We start from the raw sequence: 19,863 nt of genomic DNA on the forward strand, positions 1-19,863 counted from the left end.
CACATGGAAATGCCCGCCGGCGTTTCCGCCGGCGGGCATCCTTTCCTCCCCAGGAAACTTTCAAGGCACCGCTTGGGCGGCTTCCTATCGTGACGCACAGTACAACAGGCAGCCGCGCGGGCTGTCCTGGCGGCACCTATCGCTGTGTCGGGCGCAAGTCAGGCAGCTTCCCGACCGCGCCGATGTCGGGTTGTCGTTGCGGCCGGTCCTGGCGTTGAAATTCTGTAAACTATTGACAGAACGCAGATCTCTCGCGATTCCGGCGCGCGGCCTCAACCCGGCCCAGGCCTCGCAGGGAAGACACTATGGCGGACCGGAAACTCTTTGCAGGCCATGCGGTGCGACGCCTGCGGCGGCAGGCCGGCCTGACTCAGGCGGCAATGGCGGAGGCGCTGACGATCTCGCCCAGCTATCTCAACCTGGTCGAGCGCAATCAGCGGCCCTTGTCGGCCTCCCTGCTCGTGAAGCTGGCCGAAAGCTTCGACTTCGATCCGCGCGCGCTTGCCGCCGGCGAGCCGGGTGGCGGCGAGGCGGCGATCCGGCGGCGGCTTGCGGATCCGATGTTCGCGGATCTGGAGGTGGACCGCAACGAGCTCGAGGAGTGGCTGGCCGGTGCGCCGGGCGGGGCGGAGGCATTTGCGCGCGCCTATGATCGGATCGGCGCGGGCGCGGGCCCCTCGGACTTAAGCGATCCCATCGTCGAGGTGCGGCGCGAGATCGAGCGGTGGCGCGGGCATTTCGCCGATCTCGACGCGGCGGCGGAAAAGCTCGCTGACGAGTTGCGGCTCGGCGCGGGCGATCTTTACGGCGCGATCGCAGAACGGTTGCGGGTCAAGCATCAGCTGACCATCCGCATCCTGCCAGTCGACGTGATGCCCGATCTGCTGCGCCGGCTCGATCTCCACGCCCGGCAGTTGCAGCTGAGCGAGACGCTCGATCCGGCGTCGCGGACCTTCGCTGCGGCCTTCCAGCTGGCCCAGATCGAGGCGCGCGGCGAGATCGACGCGCTGGCCAAGGGCGCCGGCTTTGCCGATCGCGCGGCGGAGCGGCTCTATCGGCGGCATCTCGCGAGCTATTTCGCCGCCGCGGTGATGATGCCCTATGCGCGGTTCCTGCGGGCGTGCGAGGCGACCGGCTATGATCTGGAACTGCTGCAACGGCGCTTCGGCGCAGGTTTCGAGCAGGTCGCGCATCGCCTGTCGACGCTCCAGCGCGTTGGCGCGCGGGGTCTGCCCTTCTTCCTGGTTCGGATCGACCGGGCCGGCCAGGCCTCGAAGCGCTTTTCCGGCGCGAGCGGATCGCCGCTGGCCGAGGCGGAGGGGCGGTGCCCGCTATGGCGCGTGCACCACGCGTTCGACCGGCCGGGCAGTCTCGCCGTGCAGCTGGTGGAGCTGGAGGACGGGGCGCGGTGGCTCACCATGGCGCGCACGGTCGCACCGCAGGGTGGGCGCTACGGCGCGGTGCCGGTCGAGTTCGCGGTCGGGCTTGGTGTCGCCGCGGCGTTCGCCGGATCGCTCGCCGTCGCGCGCGGGATCGATCTGGCCGGGCCGGCGACGCCGATCGGGCTCGGGTGCCGGGCGTGCATTCGCGAGAAATGCCCGCAACGGTCGGCGCCACCGATGGGGCGGACGCTGCTGATCAACGAGCGGGAGCGCGGCGTCTCGCCGTTCACTTTCGGCGGCGATTGAGTGTCAGGTATTTACAAGATTACAGAACAAATCAGCATTTTGTGACACGGTGACGCACTACTCCCTAGTGGAATAGCGCGAAAGGCTGTCAATTTGTGTACCGATCTCGCCATCATCAAGCGAGGGACGGACTGTGACCTACCAAAGCGACATCACGCAAATGCGCCAGATCATCGGCGGCAAGAACGGTACGTGGGACGGGATCGACGCTGAGTCGGTCGCCCGCATGCGCCTGCAGAACCGTTTCCAGACCGGGCTCGACATCGCGCGCTACACGGCGGCGATCATGCGCAAGGACATGGCGGCCTATGACGCCGATCCGGCCAACTACACGCAATCGCTGGGCTGCTGGCACGGCTTCATCGGCCAGCAGAAAATGATTGCCATCAAGAAGCATTTCGGCTCGACCGAGCGGCGCTATCTCTATCTGTCCGGATGGATGATCGCGGCGCTGCGTTCCGAATTCGGGCCGCTGCCCGACCAGTCGATGCATGAGAAGACCTCGGTGCCGGCGCTGATCGGGGAACTTTACACCTTCCTGCGGCAGGCCGATGCGCGCGAGCTGGGCATGATGTTCCGCGAGATCGATGCCGCGCGCGAAGCGGGTGACCAGATCAAGGAGAAGCAACTGCTGACCGCGGTCGAGAATTACCAGACTCACGTCGTGCCGATCATCGCCGATATCGATGCCGGCTTCGGCAATGCCGAAGCGACCTATCTGCTCGCGCGCAAGATGATCGAGGCGGGCGCCTGCGCGCTGCAGATCGAGAACCAGGTTTCCGACGAGAAGCAGTGCGGCCACCAGGACGGCAAGGTCACCGTGCCGCACGAGGACTTCCTCGCGAAGGTCCGTGCCTGCCGCTACGCCTTCCTGGAACTGGGCGTCGAGGACGGCATCATCGTCACGCGCACGGACTCGCTCGGCGCCGGCCTGACCAAGCAGATCGCGATCAGCCACACGCCCGGCGATCTGGGCGACCAGTATAACGGCTTCCTCGATTGCGAGGAGATCACGCCGGAGAATGCGCGCAGCGGCGATGTCATCATCAACCGTGACGGCAAGCTGCTGCGGCCGAAGCGGCTTGCGTCGAACCTCTATCAGTTCCGCGCCGGCAGCGGCGAGGATCGCTGCGTGCTCGACAGCATCACCTCGCTGCAGAACGGCGCCGACCTGCTGTGGATCGAGACCGAGAAGCCGCATATCGAGCAGATCGCCGGCATGGTCGACCGCATCCGCGAAGTGATCCCGAACGCGAAGCTGGTCTACAACAACTCACCCTCGTTCAACTGGACGCTGAACTTCCGCCAGCAGGTGTACGATGCCTGGGTCGAGCAGGGCAGGGACGTCTCCGCTTATGATCGCGCGCGGCTGATGAGCGTCGATTATGACGGCACCGAGCTGGGCGACGAAGCCGACGAGCGCATCCGCACTTTCCAGGCGGACAGCGCGAAGCGGGCGGGTATCTTCCATCACCTGATCACGCTGCCGACCTATCACACGGCCGCGCTGTCGACCGACAATCTGGCGAAGGAGTATTTCGGCGAGGCCGGCATGCTCGGCTATGTCCTCGGCGTGCAGCGCCAGGAGATCCGCCAGGGCATCGCCTGTGTGAAGCACCAGAATATGTCCGGCTCCGACATCGGTGACGATCACAAGGAATATTTCGCCGGAGAAGCCGCGCTGAAGGCGGGCGGCGCGCATAATACGATGAACCAGTTCGCGGCGTAACGCTGACGATCCGGTGCGAGAACGGCTCGGGGCTAAAGCCCCGGGCCGTTTCTGTTGCAGCGTCTGGCGCGCCACCGCCGCTGGCCGATGAAATGCTACCGTTGCAGCATGTTTGTCCCGGCTTGCAGCGATTTTGCAGCCCGCCCTTGCGATCGGAGCCTCTCCCAATCGCAGGAGCGCACCATGGTTCCGCCTTCCCCGAGCGCCGCGCGCCGGCCTGAAAACATGTCGTTCGTTTCCGCATCGTCGTGGCGGTGACGATGGAAAACAGTTCGACCGTTACGCTGTTCCACCCGACATTGTCTCACAATAAGGGTCGCAAGCCGCCCGCCGCCGGCCCGACATTGCTCGGCCAGCGGATCGTCGCGCTGGATGTGCTGCGGGGCTTTGCGCTCCTCGGCATCCTCTTCCTAAACATCGAGACGTTCAGTGGTCCGGCCATCCTGCACGACGTGCCGATGGGAACGGGCAAGCCGGCATTCGTTGGCTGGCATGCCCAGCTCGATCTCGCGATCGTGACGATCAAATGGATGTTTTTCGAAGGCAAGATGCGGACGCTGTTCGCGATCCTGTACGGCGCCGGGATCGTATTGCTGACCGAAAGGCTGGATCGGCGCGGCCCGCCCGGAACGGCGTTCGGCATCTTTTGTCGGCGCAACCTGTGGCTGCTGGTCTTCGGCCTGCTGCACGGCACGCTGATCTGGCATGGCGATATCCTGACGCGGTACGCCCTGGTCGCGCTGCTGTTCCTGTATCCCCTGCGCCGCCTCGCGGCACGGCCCCTTGTCATTCTGGGCCTGTCGATCGGAATCCTCGGTGGCACCTTCGGGGTCGCGCGCACCGTCCATGCGCCGGAGGTGCTGGCGGCCGAACGCCTGCGCGCCGACGGTGAGGCCGCGCTTGCCGCGCACCGCATTCCATCCCCGCAGCAACGCGCCGCGCTGGAGGCCGACGAACGGGAGCGGTCCCGGCTTCCGGCGAAAACCGCAGAAAGCATCCGGGAGGGGAGGCTTCCCTATGTCCAGAGCATCGCGCCGCGCGCCGATACGTATCTGGATTCCCTGATGGGCTATTTCCGCAGCGGCATGTTCCTGGAGGTCGTCGGGAACATGCTGCTCGGCATGGGGCTCTACAAGACCGGCTTCCTGGCCGGTGCGCGATCGGGACGCCGCTATATGGCGACGGCGGCGCTGGGATACGCGATCTCGATGCCGATCGTCCTGGTCGGCATGACGATGGCCCATGCCGGCGGCTTCTCGCTGGCGGCGGCTACGCGCTGGCTGTATCTTCCCTATACGCTCGAAGTCGTCGCCGGGGCGGTCGCCAACGCCTCGCTGTTGCTGCTGATCATTCGCAACGGCTGGCTCGCGCCGGTCACCGCGGCTTTGGGGAATGTCGGCCGGACAGCGTTCAGCAACTATATTCTCACCAGCCTGCTGTGTCAGTTCGTCTTCGCCTGGGGCCCCTGGAAGCTTTACGGGGCGCTCGAATATTATCAGCAGGTCTATGTGGTGGTCGCGGTTTGGACGCTAAACCTTGCCGCGAGTGCGCTCTGGCTTCGCAGTTTTGCCTATGGCCCGCTTGAATGGGTCTGGCGCTCGCTGGTCTACCGGAAGCGCCAGCCGATGCTGCGACAGCAGGCCGCCTAGATCTTGAGCAGCAGGATCGGCACCACGACACCGGCGGCGAGCATGACAGTCGAGACCAGCCGGGTGGCGCGGCTGTTCAGCGCGATGACGATGCCGAGCACGGCCGAGAGGATCAGGCCGATCGACATCAACGCCGCGAATATCTTGAACGGTAGCGCGGATGGTTTCGGCTTCTGCGCGACCTTGGGGGCAGGCTTCGCTGCCGGTTTCGCATGCTCGTCGGCGTCCGTCGCCTTGGGCTGCGGGAGGCGATCGTCCTTGTGGACGCTGGCCAGCCAGACGATCCATGCCGGCGGGGTGCTTCCCCAGCCTTTCTCCTCCTGCAGGCGGAACGTCTGCAACGCACCGCTGAGCGCGAAGAAGATGATCGCCGGCGCCAGGAACATGCCGATATACAGGTGATAGCGGCGCAGCGCCTGCTGGGTCTTGGCTTTCATGCCGCAGACCTAGCTGGGGCCAAGATCGGCGGCAAGCGGGGGCCTGCTCAGCTCGCCCTGGTGACCCGCCACACCGTGTTGCCGAGATCGTCGGCGATCAGCAGGCCGCCGGCCTTGTCCACCGCCAGGCCGACCGGGCGGCCACGCGCCTGCTGTTTCGCATTCAGGAAGCCCGTCACGACATCCTGCGCCGGGCCGCTGGGTTTTCCCCCGGCGAAGGGCACGAACACGACCTTGTAGCCGTTGAGCGGATCGCGATCCCAGCTGCCATGTTCGCCGACGAACGCACCGTTCCGATATTGGGCGGGCAGGTTGGCGCCGGTGTAGAAGGCAAGCCCGAGCGGCGCGACATGCGAACTGAGCGCGTAATCGGGGACGATCGCGCGGGCGACGAGATCGGGACGTTGCGGCCTGACCCGCGCATCGAGATGCTGGCCGTAATAGCTGTAGGGCCAGCCGTAGAACCCGCCGCGCTGCACCGAGGTCAGGTAATCGGGAACGAGATTGGGGCCGATCTCGTCGCGCTCGTTGACGACTGCCCACAGCTTGCCGCTTTGCGGGTTCCACGTCAGGCCGTTGGGATTGCGCAGGCCGCTGGCGAAGATGCGGTGCGCGCCCGTCACGCGGTCGATCTCCCAGATCGCGGCGCGGCCGGCTTCGGCGGCGATGCCGTTTTCGGTGATGTTGCTGTTCGATCCGACCCCGGCATAGAGTCTCGAACCGTCCGGGCTCGCCACCAGGCTCTTCGTCCAGTGATGGTTGATCGGGCCGCCGGGCAGATCGGTCAGCTTCGTACCGGCGCCGTCGATGCGGGTGGCGCCGTCGACATAGGCGTAGCGCATGACCGCGTCGGTGTTGGCGACATAGAGATCATGGCCGACCAAGGCGACGCCGAAAGGCGAGGTGAGCCGATCCAGGAAAACAGTGTGCAGCTCTGGCTTGCCGTCGCCGTCAGCGTCGCGGAACAGGATGATCCGGTTGCCGCCCTGGGCCGCTGCGCCGGCGTGCTTCTGCACCATCCCCATGACGATGTCCTTGGGACGATGGATCGGCTCGGACGGCCCGCTGCTTTCGACGATCAGGATGTCGCCGTTGGGCAGGACATAGGGCTGCCGCGGATGCATCATGCCGGTCGCCAGCGCTGCGATCTTCAGCCCGGGCGCGACGCTTGGCGTCTCGCCTTTGGCCCAGGCGACTGGCTTGGCCACGCGTATCGGTGGCAGAAGATATTGCTGCGGCGCGGGCAGGACCGGGTTGGCGCCGATCTGCGTGCTCGGGTCGGCCGGTTTGCTGCCGCCGCATCCCGCGAGGCTCATGGCTACACCGGACAGGAGGATGAGCGATGCGCGCATGGGGATTCCTTGATTGAGCGGGCGCATCACGCGGCCGCTCCGACGCCGTCGCGGTGAACCATTTTCCAGCCCATCCAGCCGGTGAAGGCGAGGATCAGCACGACGATCGCGGACAGCGTAAGGCCGGTGGGCACGACCGAGGTGTAGCCGTCGCGGCTGTGAACAAAGGCATTGACCAGCGACAGCACGACCGCGATCGCATTACCGACGAGATGGGGCCAAGCCGGCTTGAGCGCACGGATCCGGCGGCTGAAGACGAAGTCGATCAGCCCGGCGACGACCGCGAGCCCGGCGAAGATCAGGCCTGCCGTCAACAGCCACACCGACATGGTTTCCCACAACATGTTGGCGGTCAGCGCGTAGATGATGTCGGTCACGAGGGTCGCCACGAAGCAGCCGATCGGGATGGGCACCAGCAAAATGTGAAGGGGATGTCCTGCCACCGTGGCGGTGGGTTGCCGGGTATCGGTCATCATCGGTCGTCCTGTCCCATCGGGAAAGCACGGTCCCGAGGTGGCGCTAGTACGATCCGGGTCGTCGAGGGTTCCGGCCAATGCGTCTGCAGCACATGACAAATTCTTCATGTCGAGCACGTTACGCCGGCCTTTGCGAGGTTCTTACGGCATTATCCCTGTTACTTGCCGGGGCCGGTTCTAGACTTTTCTCGTCGCGGTTGAATCCACATCGCCAGGCGGTCCCTCACGCTGGATTTGCGCCAGCCAGCGCGCGCGCAGCAGCGCCGGCCGGGTCGGGTAACGCGTATCGAGAATGTCCGCGACGAGCATGCGATCGAGCCGGAAGCTGCGGAAATCCTCGCGCAGCTCGCACCAGGCGATCAGAATCCGTCCACTGTCGTGATAGCCTAGCAGCGCCGGCCAGACGGTGCGTTCGGTCAGCCGGCCGTCCTCGGCGCGATAGGACAAGGCGATCTTGCGGCCGGCCCGGATCGCGTGGCGCAGCTCCGTAGCGTCGACCGCATCCTCCGGCATGCGCCAGGCCGGCGGCGTGCGGGCGGCGGGATCGTCGAGCAGGGGCCGCATCTCGGGCGGCACCACCGCGGCGATCTTTGCGATGAGGTTGCGGGCTGCGTGGGCGAGCGCGGCATCGCCGTGCCCCGCCACCCATTGCGCGCCCAGCACCGCTGCTTCGACTTCCTCGGGATTGAGCATGAGCGGCGGCAGGTCGAAGCCGCCCTCGAGCACATAGCCGACCCCCGCCTCGCCGCGGATCGGCACGCGCTGGCCGATCAGCGCTGCGATGTCACGATAGACCGATCGTTTCGAGCTTTCGAGCTCGGCCGCGATCGCATCGGCAGTGATCGGGCGCCGCTCGCGGCGGAGGATCTGGACGATCTCGAACAGGCGGTCGGCGCGGCGCATGGCGGAGCTTTAACGGAGGGATGCTGCCACCATGCTGTCAGCAGCATGGCAGTATGTCGACCCCGCAACCACGGGAGAAAAACGATGCTCAGGACTTATCATGGCAGCTGCCACTGCGGCGCAGTCACTTTCGAAGCCGATCTCGATCTCGCGGCCGGCACGGGGCGGTGCAATTGCTCGATCTGCACCAAGCGTCGGGCCTGGGGCGTGAACATCAAGCCCGATGCGTTCCGCCTGATTCAGGGACAGGAGGCTCTGTCCGACTATCAGTTCGGCACGCTTTCCCTCCATCACCGCTTCTGCACCACATGCGGCTGCGCGCCGTTCGGCGCTGGCCATGTCGAGGCGATCGGCGGCGACTTCGTCAGCATCGCGGTCAATTGTCTGGACGACGTCACGCCCGAAGAGCTGGCGAGCGTGCCGGTGCATTACTCCAATGGTCGCGACAATCGCTGGTTCGAGCCACCGGCCATCACGTCCTATCTGTAGCGTTAGTCGAGCTTCACGAACGCCAGCGCATTGTTGGGGTTCATCGGCACGACCAGCTGGTTGCCGGCCACATCGTGGCACATCGAGGCGGCGCTCGGGATGCCGGTCGCGATCAGCTGAACCGGCTGGCCGGGGCGGAGGCGTGAGATGCCACCGTTCACCACGCTGCTGACATATTTGGTGCCGTCCGGCATGATGACGATGCCGTCATTGCCGGGCTGCGCCGCATGCTCGGTCCGGACCAGCTTGCCGGCCGGCGAGAAGGTCAGCACCGCATCGTCGCCGATATTCACCACGACGATATTGCCGTCGCGGTCGATCGCGACGCCGTTCGGCCGGGACAAGGGCGCGCCGTCGAGGAAGACTGACGTCTTGCCGTCAGCCGTGATGCGATAGATGCGCCACGGCGTCTGGGCGTCGGCGGTGCCGGTCTGCGATCCGTAGATCGTGCCGTCGGCCGCCACCGCGATATCGTTGAGCCAGGCGACGTCCGGGCTGGCGATATCGCCGGCGGGGGCGCCGGTCGCGAGGTCGAAGAGGCGGATCACGGAGACGCGCTTCGCCCCATCGGCGGTGCCGCCGTCGCTGTCGGCGAGATAGAGCTTGCCGGCATGGACGTCGCTGCCGAAGGGCTGATTCAGCACCAGGCCGTTGCGGTTCACCCCGATCCAGCGGGCGGTGTGGACCGAGCCGTCATGGTTGATCAGCGAAACGAAGCCGTCGTTCGGCGCCTCGTTCTGCGCCGCACCACGATTCACCGCGATAATGAGGTTGCGCGTCGGATCGTAGCTGCAGCTCTCGGCATTCACGAGAGCGCCGAACACCTTCACGTTGGACGAGATGGCCGAGAATTTGCCGTCCGCCGTCACGCCCAGCGGTGTGCCCGCGACGAACGGCTGTTGCGCCGGGGGCGGGGTGGGCGGGGTCGTTTGCTGCGCCGAGGCGGCCGTGCAAGTGAACAAGGCGCCAAGGGCGGCCTTCGCGATAGTCTTCATGGTCTTCCCCCCGTGTTCATCCGTCAGGCGCCGGCGTTGGTCAGCCGCTCCAGTTGGGCCGCGCTCAGCTGCAGTTGGAGCGATCCGGCAAGCTCGTCCATCTGCGCGACACTGGTCGCGCTGGCGATCGGCGCGGTGACGCCGGGTTGCGCCGCCAGCCAGGCGAGCGCGATCTGGGCGAGCGTCGCGCCCGTATCAGCGGCAACCTCGTCCATGGCAGCAAGCACGGCCGCGCCCTTGCCCTCGAGCAGTTCGCCCATCTGCCCGCCCCGCACGCTCTTGCCGAAATCCGCGGTCGAGCGATATTTGCCGGTCAGGAAGCCGGATGCGAGCCCGTAATAGGGCACCACGCCGATATCGTGGACGACGCAATAATCCTGCAGCTCGCCCTCGAACTTGTGGCGACTGACGAGATTATATTCCGGCTGGAGTACCTGATAATGCGGCAGGCCATGCGCCTTCGCGGCGTCGTTCGCCGATTTGAGGCGCATGGCGCGGAAGTTGGAGGCGCCGAGCGCGCGAACCTTGCCAGCGTCGATCAGCTTCCCGAACGCCGCGAGCGCGTCTTCCTGACGCACTGCATCATCGTCCTCATGGGCGAAATAGAGATCGATTTGCTCGATGCCGAGCCGCATGAGCGATTCGTCGGCCGCGGCGGCGATCCGCGCCGGCGCCAGTCCCTTGCCGCCCTCGCCCGGCAGCATGCCGACCTTGGTCGCGATCTGGACCTTGTCCCGCTTGCCGCCGGTTTTCAGCCATTCGCCGATCACGCGCTCGGATTCGCCGCCGACATGGCCGGGCACCCAGCTCGAATAGAGATCGGCGGTGTCGATCATCGTCCCGCCGGCCGCGACAAAGGCATCGAGCACGGCGAAGCTCGTGTCGCGGTCAGCCGTCCAGCCGAAGACGTTGCCGCCGAGCACGAGCGGGGCGATGTGGAGATCGGTGGCGCCCAGGCGGCGAAGCGATGTCATGACGATTGTTCCTCGGTTGCGTTGAGCGACACGGCGTTGATGTCGACGCTGTTGGCATCGAGCATTGTCGCGGCATCGTTGAGTGCTTGCGCCTCGGCGCGGCTGGTCGTGCCGGGTGTGCCGTCGCTGCCCTGGCAGGCGGTGAGGCACAGGGCGGCCAACAACAGCCCGCCAGCGCTTGCAACGGTCATGGGTACTCTCCGGACGCCCCGAACGGCTCGGGGCTGGTTTCAGCTATGGCGCGGTTGGCCGGCTTAGTCTTCGATGTCGCGGCCGACCTTCTTCAGCGTGTTGCCGGTGGCGTCGAGCGTTGAATCGGCGGCGTTGCCGACCGCATTCCCGGCATTGTCGATCGACGTCTCGGCGGCGCCAAGTGCGCGGTCGGCGGCGGCTTCGGTGTCGCCGGCGGCTTCACTCATCGTCGCATTGGCGTCGGCCGCGATGGTATCGGCTGCCTCGGCGGTTTCGTTCTGTGCCTTGGGGCTGCACGCAGCCAGGCCAAGGGCAGCGGCGAAGGCGATCGGCGCGATCAGGAATTTCGTCATCTGTCAGACTCCTCGTGTCAGATGCGCGCCATGAGGGGCGCGTCGACGCGGACGCTATCGAACGGGCGGGACGGGTGCAATCCGGTTCGCCCACAGGCTATGTCCCGCAGTACATATAAAGATATCTTTATATGGCCCGTTGACCTCATATAAAGATATCTTTATATCTAATTCCATCATGACCCAAGCTCTCGATATCTTCCGCGCGCTGGCCGACGGGACCCGCCTTCGTATCCTCGGCCTGCTGCGCTCGATGGAGCTCTCGGTCGGCGAACTGGCGCAAGTGCTCGGCCAAAGCCAGCCGCGCGTCAGTCGGCATGTGAAGATCCTGTGCGATGCCGGCCTCGCCGAACGCCGCAAGGAAGGCAGCTGGGTGTTCGTCGCGCTGGGCAAGGCAGCCAGGGTCAACCCGATCCTGGCCTCGCTCGACGAATGGGGCAAGATCGAGCCTGACCACTGGGCGGTGGCTGACGCGGCCCGGTTGGCCGCCGTGCGCGCCGATCGCGCTTCTTCGGCGGCGGGCTGGTTCGAATCGAACGCCGGGCAATGGGATGCGATCCGGTCGCTGCACATTGCCGAGAGCGAGGTCGAGGCAGCCATGTCGGCAGTGCTCGGCCTTGACGGGGAAACGGGCACGCCGATCGGCCAGCTGATCGATATCGGCACCGGTACGGGGCGGATGCTCGAACTGTTTGCGGGTCGCGCCAAACACGCGCTGGGGATCGACCGCAGCTCCGAGATGCTTCGGCTGGCGCGCGCCAAGCTGTCCGAACGCGGGCTTTCCAATGCCGAATTGCGCCAGGCCGATCTTTACGCATTGCCGCTCGGCGACGGGGAGGCCGATGCCGCCATCCTCCATCACGTACTGCATTTCGCGCAGCAGCCTGGTGCCGCGATCGTCGAGGCCGCCCGGGTGCTGGCGCCGGGCGGGCGTCTGCTCATTGCCGATTTCGCGCCGCACGATCGCGAGGAGCTCCGCACCCGCGACGCACATACGCGGCTCGGCTTCTCGGATGAGCAGATCGCCGCGTGGTTCAGTGCGGCCGGGCTCGTGCCGGCAAGGACCGAGACGCTGGAAGGCGGCGAACTGACCGTGAAGCTGTGGCTGGCGCGCAAGGCGGGCAGCCCCATGGAAATACCGGTACAAGAGGTGAAGGCGGCATGATGACCAGGAACCCAGCAAGCGAGGCACGGCGCGCGCAGGCGTCGCCGCTGTTCGCCGATCTCGCCGGCGATTCGCAGGTATCGTTCGAATTCTTCCCGCCGAAATCGGCCCAGACCGAAGAAACCATGTGGGAGGCAGTGAAGACGCTCGAGCCGCTCGGCCCGCGCTTCGTGTCGGTCACCTATGGTGCCGGCGGGACGACGCGCGATCGCACGCATGCCTGCGTGGCACGCATCGAGCGCGAGACGAGCCTGGCGGCCGCCGCGCACCTCACCTGCGTCGGCGCGACCAAGGCCGAGGTCAATCAGGTCGCCGAGGAATATTGGGCTGCCGGCATCCGTCACGTCGTCGCGCTGCGGGGCGATCCGCCGGTCATGGGCACGCCGTTCGTCAGCCATCCCGACGGGTACGAGAATGCAGCGGCGCTGGTCGCCGGTCTGCGCAAACTCCATCCCTTCGACATCTCGGTCGCGGCCTATCCGGAATGCCATCCGGATTCGCCCGATGTTCGCGCCGATATCGACAATCTCAAGCGGAAGATCGATGCCGGCGCCAACCGGGCGCTGACGCAGTTCTTCTTCTCGCCCGAGGCGTTCTTCCGCTTCCGCGATCGCGCCGCCGCGGCGGGGATCACGGCGGAGATCGTGCCGGGTATCCTGCCCGTATCGAACGTCGCGCAGACGCGGAAATTCGCCGATATGTGCGGGGCGGGCATCCCCGACTGGATGGGGCGGCTGTTCGACGGGCTGGACGATCATCCCGCCTCGCGCCAGCTGGTGGCCGCGACGATCGCCGCCGAAATGTGCCGGCGACTCTATGCCGGCGACGTGCGCAGCTTCCACTTCTACACGCTCAACCGCGCCGAGCTGAGCTTCGCGATCTGCCACCTGCTCGGGCTGCGCGCCAAGCCGCCGGCGCGCGAGGCAGCGGCGGCATGACCATGTCCAACGAAGCAGGTGACGCCATGACGGCACGCGAAAAACTGCTGGCCGAGGCTGCCAAGCGCATCCTGATCACGGACGGCGCGTTCGGCACCGAGATCCAGAACTGGAAGCTGAACGAGGCCGACTATGCCGGAGCGCTCGGCCTGGCCAAGGACCAGAAGGGCAATAACGACATCCTCGCGCTGACCAAGCCCGAGGTGCCGGAGACCATTACACGCGCCTATCTCGATGCCGGGGCCGACATCGTCTCGACCAACACGTTCAGCGCGAACGTGATCAGCCAGGCCGATTATGCCGCCGAGGGGCTGGTGAGGGAGATCAACATCGCGTCCGCGCAGATCGCCCGCCGGCTGGCCGACGATTATGCCGCGAAGGACGGCCGCCCGCGCTTCGTCGCCGGGGCGATCGGGCCGACCAACAAGACCCTGTCGCTGTCGCCCGACGTGAACGATCCGGGCTTCCGGGAGATCGACTTCGATTATCTGAAATCGGTCTATCGCGAGCAGACCGAGGCGCTTCTGGATGGCGGCGTCGATTTCATCCTTATCGAGACGGTGTTCGACACGCTCAACGCCAAGGCCGGCGTCATGGCGGTGCTCGAGGCCGCGGAACAGCGTGGCCACGACGTACCCATCATGCTGTCGATGACGCTGACCGATCTTTCGGGCCGCAACCTGTCGGGCCACACGGTCGAGGCGTTCTGGCACGCGGTGCGCCATGCCCGGCCGCTGACGATCGGGCTCAACTGTTCGTTCGGGGCGGAACAGCTGCGCCCGCATGTCCGCACCCTCAGCGACATCGCCGACACGCTGATCATGGTCTATCCCAATGCCGGCCTGCCCAACGAGCTCGGCGAATATGACGAGCAGCCGGCGACTACCGCCGGGCTGGTGCGCGAGTGGGCGGCGAACGGGCAGGTCAATATTCTGGGCGGCTGCTGCGGATCGACGCCCGAGCATATCGCGGCGATTGCGCAGGCGGTGGCCGAACTCGCCCCGCGCACGCCCGCTACGCCCCCGGTGAAGACGCGGCTTGCCGGTCTGGAACCGATGACGATGGCGGCTTAGCGCGGGGATAACCCCGACCGTTCGTGTCGAGCGAAGTCGAGACACAATGACGGTGCGCTGACTCAGGTTTCTCGGCTTCGCTCGAAACGAACGGATTTTATTTTGGCCTCTGCCCCCTCAACCGCCCAGTTCGTCAATATCGGCGAGCGCACCAACGTCACCGGATCGGCGCGCTTCAAGAAGCTGATCATGGCGGGCGATTATCCCGCCGCGGTCGAGGTCGCGCTGCAGCAGGTGGAATCGGGCGCTCAGGTGCTCGACGTCAACATGGACGAAGGGCTGCTCGACGCCGAGGTGGCGATGACCACCTTCCTGAAGCTGATCGCCGCCGAGCCCGATATCGCGCGCATCCCGTTCATGATCGACAGCTCGAAATGGGCAGTGATCGAGGCCGGGCTGAAATGCGTCAGCGGCAAGCCGATCGTCAATTCGATCAGTATGAAGGAGGGTGAAGCTCAGTTCCTGTATCAGGCCAAGAAGGTGATGCAGTACGGCGCCGCCGTCGTCGTCATGGCATTCGACGAGACCGGTCAGGCGGATACCAAGGCGCGCAAGGTCGAGATTTGCGAGCGCGCCTACAAGCTGCTGATGGGCATCGGCTTTCCGCCAGAGGACATCATCTTCGATCCCAACATCTTCGCCGTCGCCACGGGGATCGAGGAGCATAATAATTACGGGAACGACTTCATCGAGGCGTGCAAGGAGATCAAGGCGCGGTTGCCGCATTGCCACATCTCCGGCGGGCTTTCGAACCTCAGCTTCTCGTTCCGCGGCAACGAGCCGGTGCGGCGCGCGATGCACTCGGTGTTCCTCTATTATGCCATCCCCGCCGGGCTCGACATGGCGATCGTCAATGCCGGTCAGCTCGATGTGTACGACACGATCGACCCGGAACTGCGCCAGGCTTGTGAGGACGTTGTCCTCAACAAGGATGACGGCGCGACCGAGCGGCTGATCGCGCTCGCCGAACGCTATAAGGGCACGGACGAGGTCGCCGAGAAGCAGATGGCGGAATGGCGCGGCTGGGGTGTCGCCAAGCGGCTCGAGCATGCGCTGGTGAAGGGCATCGACGCGCATGTCGTCGACGATACCGAGGAAGCGCGTCAGCTCTACGATCGCCCTATCGAAGTGATCGAAGGGCCGCTGATGGACGGCATGAACGTCGTCGGCGACCTGTTCGGCTCAGGCAAGATGTTCCTGCCCCAGGTGGTGAAATCGGCACGCGTGATGAAGAAGGCGGTGGCGCATCTGCTGCCCTTCATCGAGGCGGCGAAGGAGCCCGGCGCGCGCGGCAAGGGCAAGATCATCATGGCGACCGTCAAGGGCGACGTGCACGATATCGGCAAGAACATCGTCGGCGTCGTGCTCCAGTGCAACGGCTTCGACGTGGTGGATATGGGCGTTATGGTGCCCTGGTCCGACATCCTGAAGGCAGCGAACGAGAATGACGCCGACATGATCGGCCTGTCGGGCCTGATCACCCCGTCGCTCGACGAGATGGTCACCGTCGCCGAGGAGATGAAACGCGCCGGCATGAAGATGCCGCTGCTGATCGGCGGCGCCACCACGTCCAAGGTCCACACCGCGCTGCGTATCGCGCCGGCCTATGACGGTCCGGTCGTGCATGTGCTCGATGCGAGCCGTGCGGTCGGCGTTGCGTCGACCCTGGTCAGCGACACGCAGAAGGACGCCTTCGTCCTAAAGACGGCCGATGAATATGAAGCCGTGCGCGTCGCTCGCGCCGGCCGGACCCAGAGCGAACTGCTGACGCTGCAGGCCGCGCGCGACAACGCGTTCGAGGCCGATATGAACATGAAGCCGCCGATGCCGAAGCAGCCGGGCGTGCATGTCTATCGCGAGTGGGACCTGGCCGAGCTGCGCGAGATCATCGACTGGACGCCCTTCTTCCGCGCCTGGGAACTCGCCGGCAATTATCCGGCGATCCTGGAGGACAAGGTGGTGGGCGAGAGCGCCCGCAGCCTGTTCGCCGATGCACAGGCGATGCTCGACAAGGTCATTGCGGAGAAATGGCTGGTCGCGCGTGCGGTGGTCGGGCTGTGGCCGTGCCGCCGCGAGGGCGATGACGTGATCATCCATCTCGAGGATGAGAGCCATGTGAAGCTGCCCTTTCTGCGGCAGCAGATCGCCAAGCGGGAAGGGCGGGCGAACATGTGCCTGGCCGATTTCATCAGCCATGACGGCGACTGGATCGGCGGCTTCGCGGTCAGCATCCACGGGATCGAGCCGCATCTCGCGCGGTTCAAGGCAGCGATCGACGATTATTCGGACATCCTGCTGAAGGCGCTGGCCGATCGCCTCGCCGAAGCCATGGCGGAAATGATGCACCTGCACGTCCGCACGACTTTGTGGGGGTATGCGCCGGAAGAGCAGCTCACCAACGAAGCGCTGATCAAGGAGCAATATCGCGGCATCCGCCCGGCGCCGGGCTATCCGGCCTGCCCCGATCACAGCCTGAAGCCGACCCTGTTCAAGCTGCTCGACGCGCATCACGCGACCGGCATCTCCCTGACCGAGAGTTTCGCGATGCTGCCGACCGCGGCCGTTTCCGGCTTTTACTTCGGGCACCCCCAGGCGGAATATTTCGGCGTGGCGCGGGTCGGCCGCGATCAGCTGGAGGAATATGCCGAGCGGCGCGGCGTCGACCTGCCGACGGCGGAGCGCTGGTTACGGCCGAACCTGGACTGATGTTGTCGGGGGCGTTTGCCCCTAACGCCAGACCGTCTGGGCCTGATAGTCGGGCGAATACATCGTCATATATTGCGCCATGCGCGGCCGGTCGGCGCTGTTCGGGCTCGCGCCGTGCGGCAGTTCCTGGCGCCAGATGATCAGGTCGCCGGCCCGCGCCGCGATTTGCTGCGCTTTCGCGCTGAGATCGACCTGGCGCGGATCGGCGGTGCCGAGCCCGTCGAGCCACGATTCGATCCCGCGATGGAATCCGGGAACCAGCTCGAACGCGCCCTGGTCCGCGCTCGTGTCCGTGAAATAGAGGATGCCCTGAGTGGCGAAGGGGATCGGCAGCGTCAGGCTGACGTCCCAGTGCAGCTTGGGGCCGGGAAAGGCCCGTCCCGGGCGCTCAGGCGGGTTGAAGCTCATCCGGTCGACCGAGGACCAGAGGTTGGCCGTTCCCCAGAGTTGCGCGAACGCCTTGTGCGCGCGGGCGGAACGCCTGATCGCGTCGAGCGCGGGATCCTGGAAGACCTGGACCATGATGCCGTTGTTGCGCACCCGGTACCAGCTGTCCGGATCGTCGGGCCGCGCCTGGACGGTTCGCCAGAGCAGGGTTTCCGCGGCCCTGGCTTCGTCCGCCGTGATCGCGTTGCGCACGATCACATAGCCATGCTCGTCCCAATGCGCGAGATCGGCGGCGTCCAGTACGGGCGGGGCGTCCTCGATCGCCCTGAGCCGGCGGCTGGTTGCTTCCGGCACCGGCGCGCCGTCGAGCCAGGCGTGATAGCGATCGAGCGCATCGGGATCGGGTAGGCCGGCGATGGCGGCGATCCACGCTTCGAAAGCCGGATAGTCTGGAGTCTCGATGCCGACGTGGCGCATCGTCTGCTCGAGCCCGAGGCCGAGCATGTCGAGCAGGATCCGCGCCTGCATGTCCGGTATTGACTGTGCGTCCGCCTGCCGGGTCCGCCGCGCCCAATAGTCGTAGAGACCCCGGACATGCGGAAATGCGTCGGTACGGTCCGCTATGGCTGCTGGCGATGACGGCATGATTCCCCCTGCCTCTGACCATCGGCCAGATCGGGGCCGCGCGTCAATTGCCCGGGCAGGTCGATCCGGGACCAGCATCGAAATCGAGGCAGCGTCCATCGGGCTTGGGCCCGGCGACGGGCAGGCCGATCAGGCCGGCCAGAGTCGGCATGATGTCCACCGTCTCGACTGACAAAGGCTGCTCGAATCCGGTCATGCCCTTGCGCCAGAACAGCATCGGCACGCGGCGGTCATAGTCCCAGAAGCTGCCATGGGTGGAGACATAGCCCTTGGTTGGATCGGGGATCGGCGTGATCCGCGGTTTGAGCGCGACGACGATGTCGCCCGATCGCGGCGCGTAGAAGGAGGCGCGGGCGCGCTCGATCAGGCTCCACGTTTCGGGCGGGCCGCTCGGGTCGGGCGTCGCGGCGATCTGGGCAGCGGTGAAGGCTGCGGCGACCTGCGGATGCGCGCGGATGCGGGCCAGCGCCTCCGTCACGACCCGGGCGCGCTGGGCTTTGGTCAGCGCAGGGTCGATCCACACATCGCCCGATCCGGTATCGCCGTAGAGCAGCTGAGTCTTGGTCTTGAGCTTCAGCTTTGTGGCGATGTCCTTGCCGATATCGGCAAGGCGAAAGGCGGGATCGATCCGCTGCGCCATCGGCGCGGCATGCTCGCGGTTGCGCTCGGGCAGGTCGTGGCCGCCATGATCGGCGGTCAGCACGACCGCATAGTCGATGCCGGTCCGGTCGAGCACGTCGAAGAACGACCCGAGCGATCGATCGAGATTGGCGAGTTGCACGCACATCTCGTTGCCGCCGGTGCCATAGGTGTGGCCGACATAATCGGTCGCCGACGCCCCGACGATGAGCAGATCGGTCGTGTCGCCCTGTCCAAGCTTCATGTCCTGGAACATGCCCGCCGCAAGCGCCAGGATCGTCGCATCGAAGGCGGGGGAGGCGCGGAACGAGCGCGTGTCGCCCGCGGCGCGCGCGAAGCGGCCGGCTCCAACGGTCTGCCCGCCGCCGATCGGGATCGCGCGATCGTGCGGTAAACAGAAATCGGGTTCTTCCAGCGCCGTCTGCGGCTGCGCGATCAGCGCGGTGACCGCGGCGTTGGTGCGGGCGACGACCGGCGGCGTGGCGCGGCCGGCATAGGAGACAAAGCCAGTGCCGTTCCACCACCACAGCTCATCGACCTGGTGCCCGCCCATCATCACCGCAGCGCGGTCCTTGCCGGCGACTGAAACGACCCGCGTTGCCGGATTTGTGGCCTTCATCCGTTCGCCGAGCGTGGGGACCAGCAGATGCTTGTCGGAGACAGTGTAGTTGACCGAGGAACTGCCGGGGACGCTCTCGTCCTCGCTGCAATAGATGCTCTTGTCCTTGCGCGGGTTTTTCAGGTCGGTCCAGTTGTTGGCGATGATGCCGGTATGCCCGGGACGGAACCCGGTGAGGATCGTCGAATGGCCGGGGCAGGTCTCGGTCGCGGCATGGCTCTGATAGCCGGAAGGGAATACGGCGCCGTCGAGCAGCCGCGCGAAGCCGCCGGTGAAGCGGTTGCGATATTCGGCGAACAGATCGGCGGAGAACTGATCGACCGAAATGGTGACGATCAGCTTGGGCGCCTTGCGTGGCGCTGGAGCGGGAGTCGGCGCCGGCGTTTCCTGGGCCTGGATCGGCGCGGCCCATAGGGCGATGGCAAGGGCAGCGATCGAGACCAGAATCTTCACG

General features: G+C 65.9%; 18 protein-coding genes. 8 read left to right on the top strand and 10 right to left on the bottom strand.

Annotated elements, in window-relative coordinates; translation table 11 throughout:
- Window positions 1-305 precede the first annotated feature (305 nt).
- The 3 genes from U1769_RS07105 (at window position 306) to U1769_RS07115 (ending at window position 5,066) form a co-directional block, all read left to right on the top strand.
- Window positions 306-1,688 carry a helix-turn-helix domain-containing protein gene (locus U1769_RS07105; protein ID WP_332714089.1) on the top strand — a complete coding sequence of 461 codons (1,383 nt, stop codon included), beginning with the start codon at window positions 306-308 and terminating at the stop codon, window positions 1,686-1,688.
- A gap of 133 nt (window positions 1,689-1,821) precedes the next feature.
- Window positions 1,822-3,417 (top strand): isocitrate lyase, encoded by a 1,596-nt coding sequence (locus U1769_RS07110; RefSeq protein ID WP_332714091.1) that lies wholly within the window; start codon window positions 1,822-1,824, stop codon window positions 3,415-3,417.
- A 260-nt stretch (window positions 3,418-3,677) separates the two neighbouring features.
- Window positions 3,678-5,066 carry a DUF418 domain-containing protein gene (locus tag U1769_RS07115; protein WP_332714094.1) on the top strand — a complete coding sequence of 463 codons (1,389 nt, stop codon included), beginning with the start codon at window positions 3,678-3,680 and terminating at the stop codon, window positions 5,064-5,066.
- On the opposite strand, the gene U1769_RS07120 is transcribed toward U1769_RS07115, so the two are convergent.
- From U1769_RS07120 to U1769_RS07135, 4 genes are all read right to left on the bottom strand, one after another.
- Window positions 5,063-5,503: a hypothetical protein gene (locus U1769_RS07120; RefSeq protein ID WP_332714097.1), complete on the bottom strand. Its 441-nt coding sequence runs from the start codon at window positions 5,501-5,503 to the stop codon at window positions 5,063-5,065. The genes U1769_RS07115 and U1769_RS07120 overlap by 4 nt on opposite strands.
- A 47-nt stretch (window positions 5,504-5,550) precedes the next feature.
- A complete protein-coding gene (locus tag U1769_RS07125; RefSeq protein WP_332714100.1) occupies window positions 5,551-6,855 on the bottom strand; it encodes a PQQ-dependent sugar dehydrogenase in 1,305 nt (434 codons plus the stop codon).
- Window positions 6,856-6,881: 26 nt separating this feature from the next.
- On the bottom strand, window positions 6,882-7,328 hold the full coding sequence (locus U1769_RS07130; protein WP_332714103.1) for a DUF2231 domain-containing protein: 447 nt from the start codon (window positions 7,326-7,328) through the stop codon (window positions 6,882-6,884).
- 180 nt (window positions 7,329-7,508) lie between these two features.
- Entirely contained in the window at window positions 7,509-8,234 is a 726-nt protein-coding gene (locus tag U1769_RS07135; protein ID WP_332714105.1) for a helix-turn-helix transcriptional regulator, read from the bottom strand.
- Between the two features lie 84 nt (window positions 8,235-8,318).
- On the opposite strand from U1769_RS07135, the gene U1769_RS07140 reads away from it, so the two are divergent.
- The gene (locus tag U1769_RS07140) at window positions 8,319-8,723 is read left to right on the top strand and encodes a GFA family protein (RefSeq protein WP_332714109.1); all 405 of its coding nucleotides are present in this window, start codon (window positions 8,319-8,321) and stop codon (window positions 8,721-8,723) included.
- Window positions 8,724-8,725: 2 nt separating this feature from the next.
- On the opposite strand, the gene U1769_RS07145 is transcribed toward U1769_RS07140, so the two are convergent.
- The 4 genes from U1769_RS07145 to U1769_RS07160 form a co-directional block, all read right to left on the bottom strand.
- Window positions 8,726-9,718: an SMP-30/gluconolactonase/LRE family protein gene (locus U1769_RS07145; protein WP_332714112.1), complete on the bottom strand. Its 993-nt coding sequence runs from the start codon at window positions 9,716-9,718 to the stop codon at window positions 8,726-8,728.
- 23 nt (window positions 9,719-9,741) lie between these two features.
- Window positions 9,742-10,692: an aldo/keto reductase gene (locus U1769_RS07150; protein ID WP_332714115.1), complete on the bottom strand. Its 951-nt coding sequence runs from the start codon at window positions 10,690-10,692 to the stop codon at window positions 9,742-9,744.
- Window positions 10,689-10,883 carry a hypothetical protein gene (locus U1769_RS07155; RefSeq protein ID WP_332714118.1) on the bottom strand — a complete coding sequence of 65 codons (195 nt, stop codon included), beginning with the start codon at window positions 10,881-10,883 and terminating at the stop codon, window positions 10,689-10,691. Before U1769_RS07155 ends, U1769_RS07150 begins: the two co-directional genes overlap by 4 nt.
- A gap of 63 nt (window positions 10,884-10,946) precedes the next feature.
- On the bottom strand, window positions 10,947-11,237 hold the full coding sequence (locus U1769_RS07160) for a hypothetical protein (RefSeq protein ID WP_332714122.1): 291 nt from the start codon (window positions 11,235-11,237) through the stop codon (window positions 10,947-10,949).
- 178 nt (window positions 11,238-11,415) lie between these two features.
- Between U1769_RS07160 and U1769_RS07165 the strand changes: the two genes are divergently transcribed.
- The 4 genes from U1769_RS07165 to metH all read left to right on the top strand — a co-directional run bounded on the left by U1769_RS07165 (window position 11,416) and on the right by metH (window position 17,119).
- Window positions 11,416-12,402, top strand: a complete 987-nt coding sequence (locus tag U1769_RS07165; protein ID WP_332714125.1) for an ArsR/SmtB family transcription factor — start codon at window positions 11,416-11,418, stop codon at window positions 12,400-12,402.
- Complete coding sequence (gene metF, locus U1769_RS07170) at window positions 12,402-13,340, top strand: methylenetetrahydrofolate reductase [NAD(P)H] (protein ID WP_332714128.1); 939 nt, start codon at window positions 12,402-12,404, stop codon at window positions 13,338-13,340. Before U1769_RS07165 ends, metF begins: the two co-directional genes overlap by 1 nt.
- A gap of 26 nt (window positions 13,341-13,366) precedes the next feature.
- Window positions 13,367-14,413: a homocysteine S-methyltransferase family protein gene (locus U1769_RS07175; RefSeq protein ID WP_332715749.1), complete on the top strand. Its 1,047-nt coding sequence runs from the start codon at window positions 13,367-13,369 to the stop codon at window positions 14,411-14,413.
- Window positions 14,414-14,515: 102 nt separating this feature from the next.
- A complete protein-coding gene (gene metH, locus U1769_RS07180) occupies window positions 14,516-17,119 on the top strand; it encodes a methionine synthase (protein WP_443030243.1) in 2,604 nt (867 codons plus the stop codon).
- 21 nt (window positions 17,120-17,140) lie between these two features.
- Here metH and U1769_RS07185 read toward each other — a convergent pair whose 3' ends face one another.
- On the bottom strand, window positions 17,141-18,151 hold the full coding sequence (locus tag U1769_RS07185) for a phytanoyl-CoA dioxygenase family protein (RefSeq protein WP_332714131.1): 1,011 nt from the start codon (window positions 18,149-18,151) through the stop codon (window positions 17,141-17,143).
- 43 nt (window positions 18,152-18,194) lie between these two features.
- Window positions 18,195-19,856 (bottom strand): alkaline phosphatase family protein, encoded by a 1,662-nt coding sequence (locus tag U1769_RS07190; RefSeq protein ID WP_443030333.1) that lies wholly within the window; start codon window positions 19,854-19,856, stop codon window positions 18,195-18,197.
- Between the last annotated feature and the right edge of the window lie 7 nt (window positions 19,857-19,863).

The organism is Parasphingomonas zepuensis, from assembly GCF_036663735.1.
In the GTDB taxonomy this organism is placed as follows: Bacteria; Pseudomonadota; Alphaproteobacteria; order Sphingomonadales; family Sphingomonadaceae; genus Sphingomonas.

What these genes read in the sequence shown, in the direction of transcription:
- U1769_RS07105 (WP_332714089.1), top strand. Translation starts at nt 306, where the DNA reads ATGGCGGACCGGAAACTCTTTGCAGGCCATGCGGTGCGACGCCTGCGG.
- U1769_RS07115 (WP_332714094.1), top strand. Translation starts at nt 3,678, where the DNA reads ATGGAAAACAGTTCGACCGTTACGCTGTTCCACCCGACATTGTCTCAC.
- U1769_RS07120 (WP_332714097.1), bottom strand. Translation starts at nt 5,503, where the DNA reads ATGAAAGCCAAGACCCAGCAGGCGCTGCGCCGCTATCACCTGTATATC.
- U1769_RS07125 (WP_332714100.1), bottom strand. Translation starts at nt 6,855, where the DNA reads ATGCGCGCATCGCTCATCCTCCTGTCCGGTGTAGCCATGAGCCTCGCG.
- U1769_RS07130 (WP_332714103.1), bottom strand. Translation starts at nt 7,328, where the DNA reads ATGACCGATACCCGGCAACCCACCGCCACGGTGGCAGGACATCCCCTT.
- U1769_RS07135 (WP_332714105.1), bottom strand. Translation starts at nt 8,234, where the DNA reads ATGCGCCGCGCCGACCGCCTGTTCGAGATCGTCCAGATCCTCCGCCGC.
- U1769_RS07140 (WP_332714109.1), top strand. Translation starts at nt 8,319, where the DNA reads ATGCTCAGGACTTATCATGGCAGCTGCCACTGCGGCGCAGTCACTTTC.
- U1769_RS07145 (WP_332714112.1), bottom strand. Translation starts at nt 9,718, where the DNA reads ATGAAGACTATCGCGAAGGCCGCCCTTGGCGCCTTGTTCACTTGCACG.
- U1769_RS07150 (WP_332714115.1), bottom strand. Translation starts at nt 10,692, where the DNA reads ATGACATCGCTTCGCCGCCTGGGCGCCACCGATCTCCACATCGCCCCG.
- U1769_RS07155 (WP_332714118.1), bottom strand. Translation starts at nt 10,883, where the DNA reads ATGACCGTTGCAAGCGCTGGCGGGCTGTTGTTGGCCGCCCTGTGCCTC.
- U1769_RS07160 (WP_332714122.1), bottom strand. Translation starts at nt 11,237, where the DNA reads ATGACGAAATTCCTGATCGCGCCGATCGCCTTCGCCGCTGCCCTTGGC.
- U1769_RS07165 (WP_332714125.1), top strand. Translation starts at nt 11,416, where the DNA reads ATGACCCAAGCTCTCGATATCTTCCGCGCGCTGGCCGACGGGACCCGC.
- metF (WP_332714128.1), top strand. Translation starts at nt 12,402, where the DNA reads ATGACCAGGAACCCAGCAAGCGAGGCACGGCGCGCGCAGGCGTCGCCG.
- U1769_RS07175 (WP_332715749.1), top strand. Translation starts at nt 13,367, where the DNA reads ATGACGGCACGCGAAAAACTGCTGGCCGAGGCTGCCAAGCGCATCCTG.
- U1769_RS07185 (WP_332714131.1), bottom strand. Translation starts at nt 18,151, where the DNA reads ATGCCGTCATCGCCAGCAGCCATAGCGGACCGTACCGACGCATTTCCG.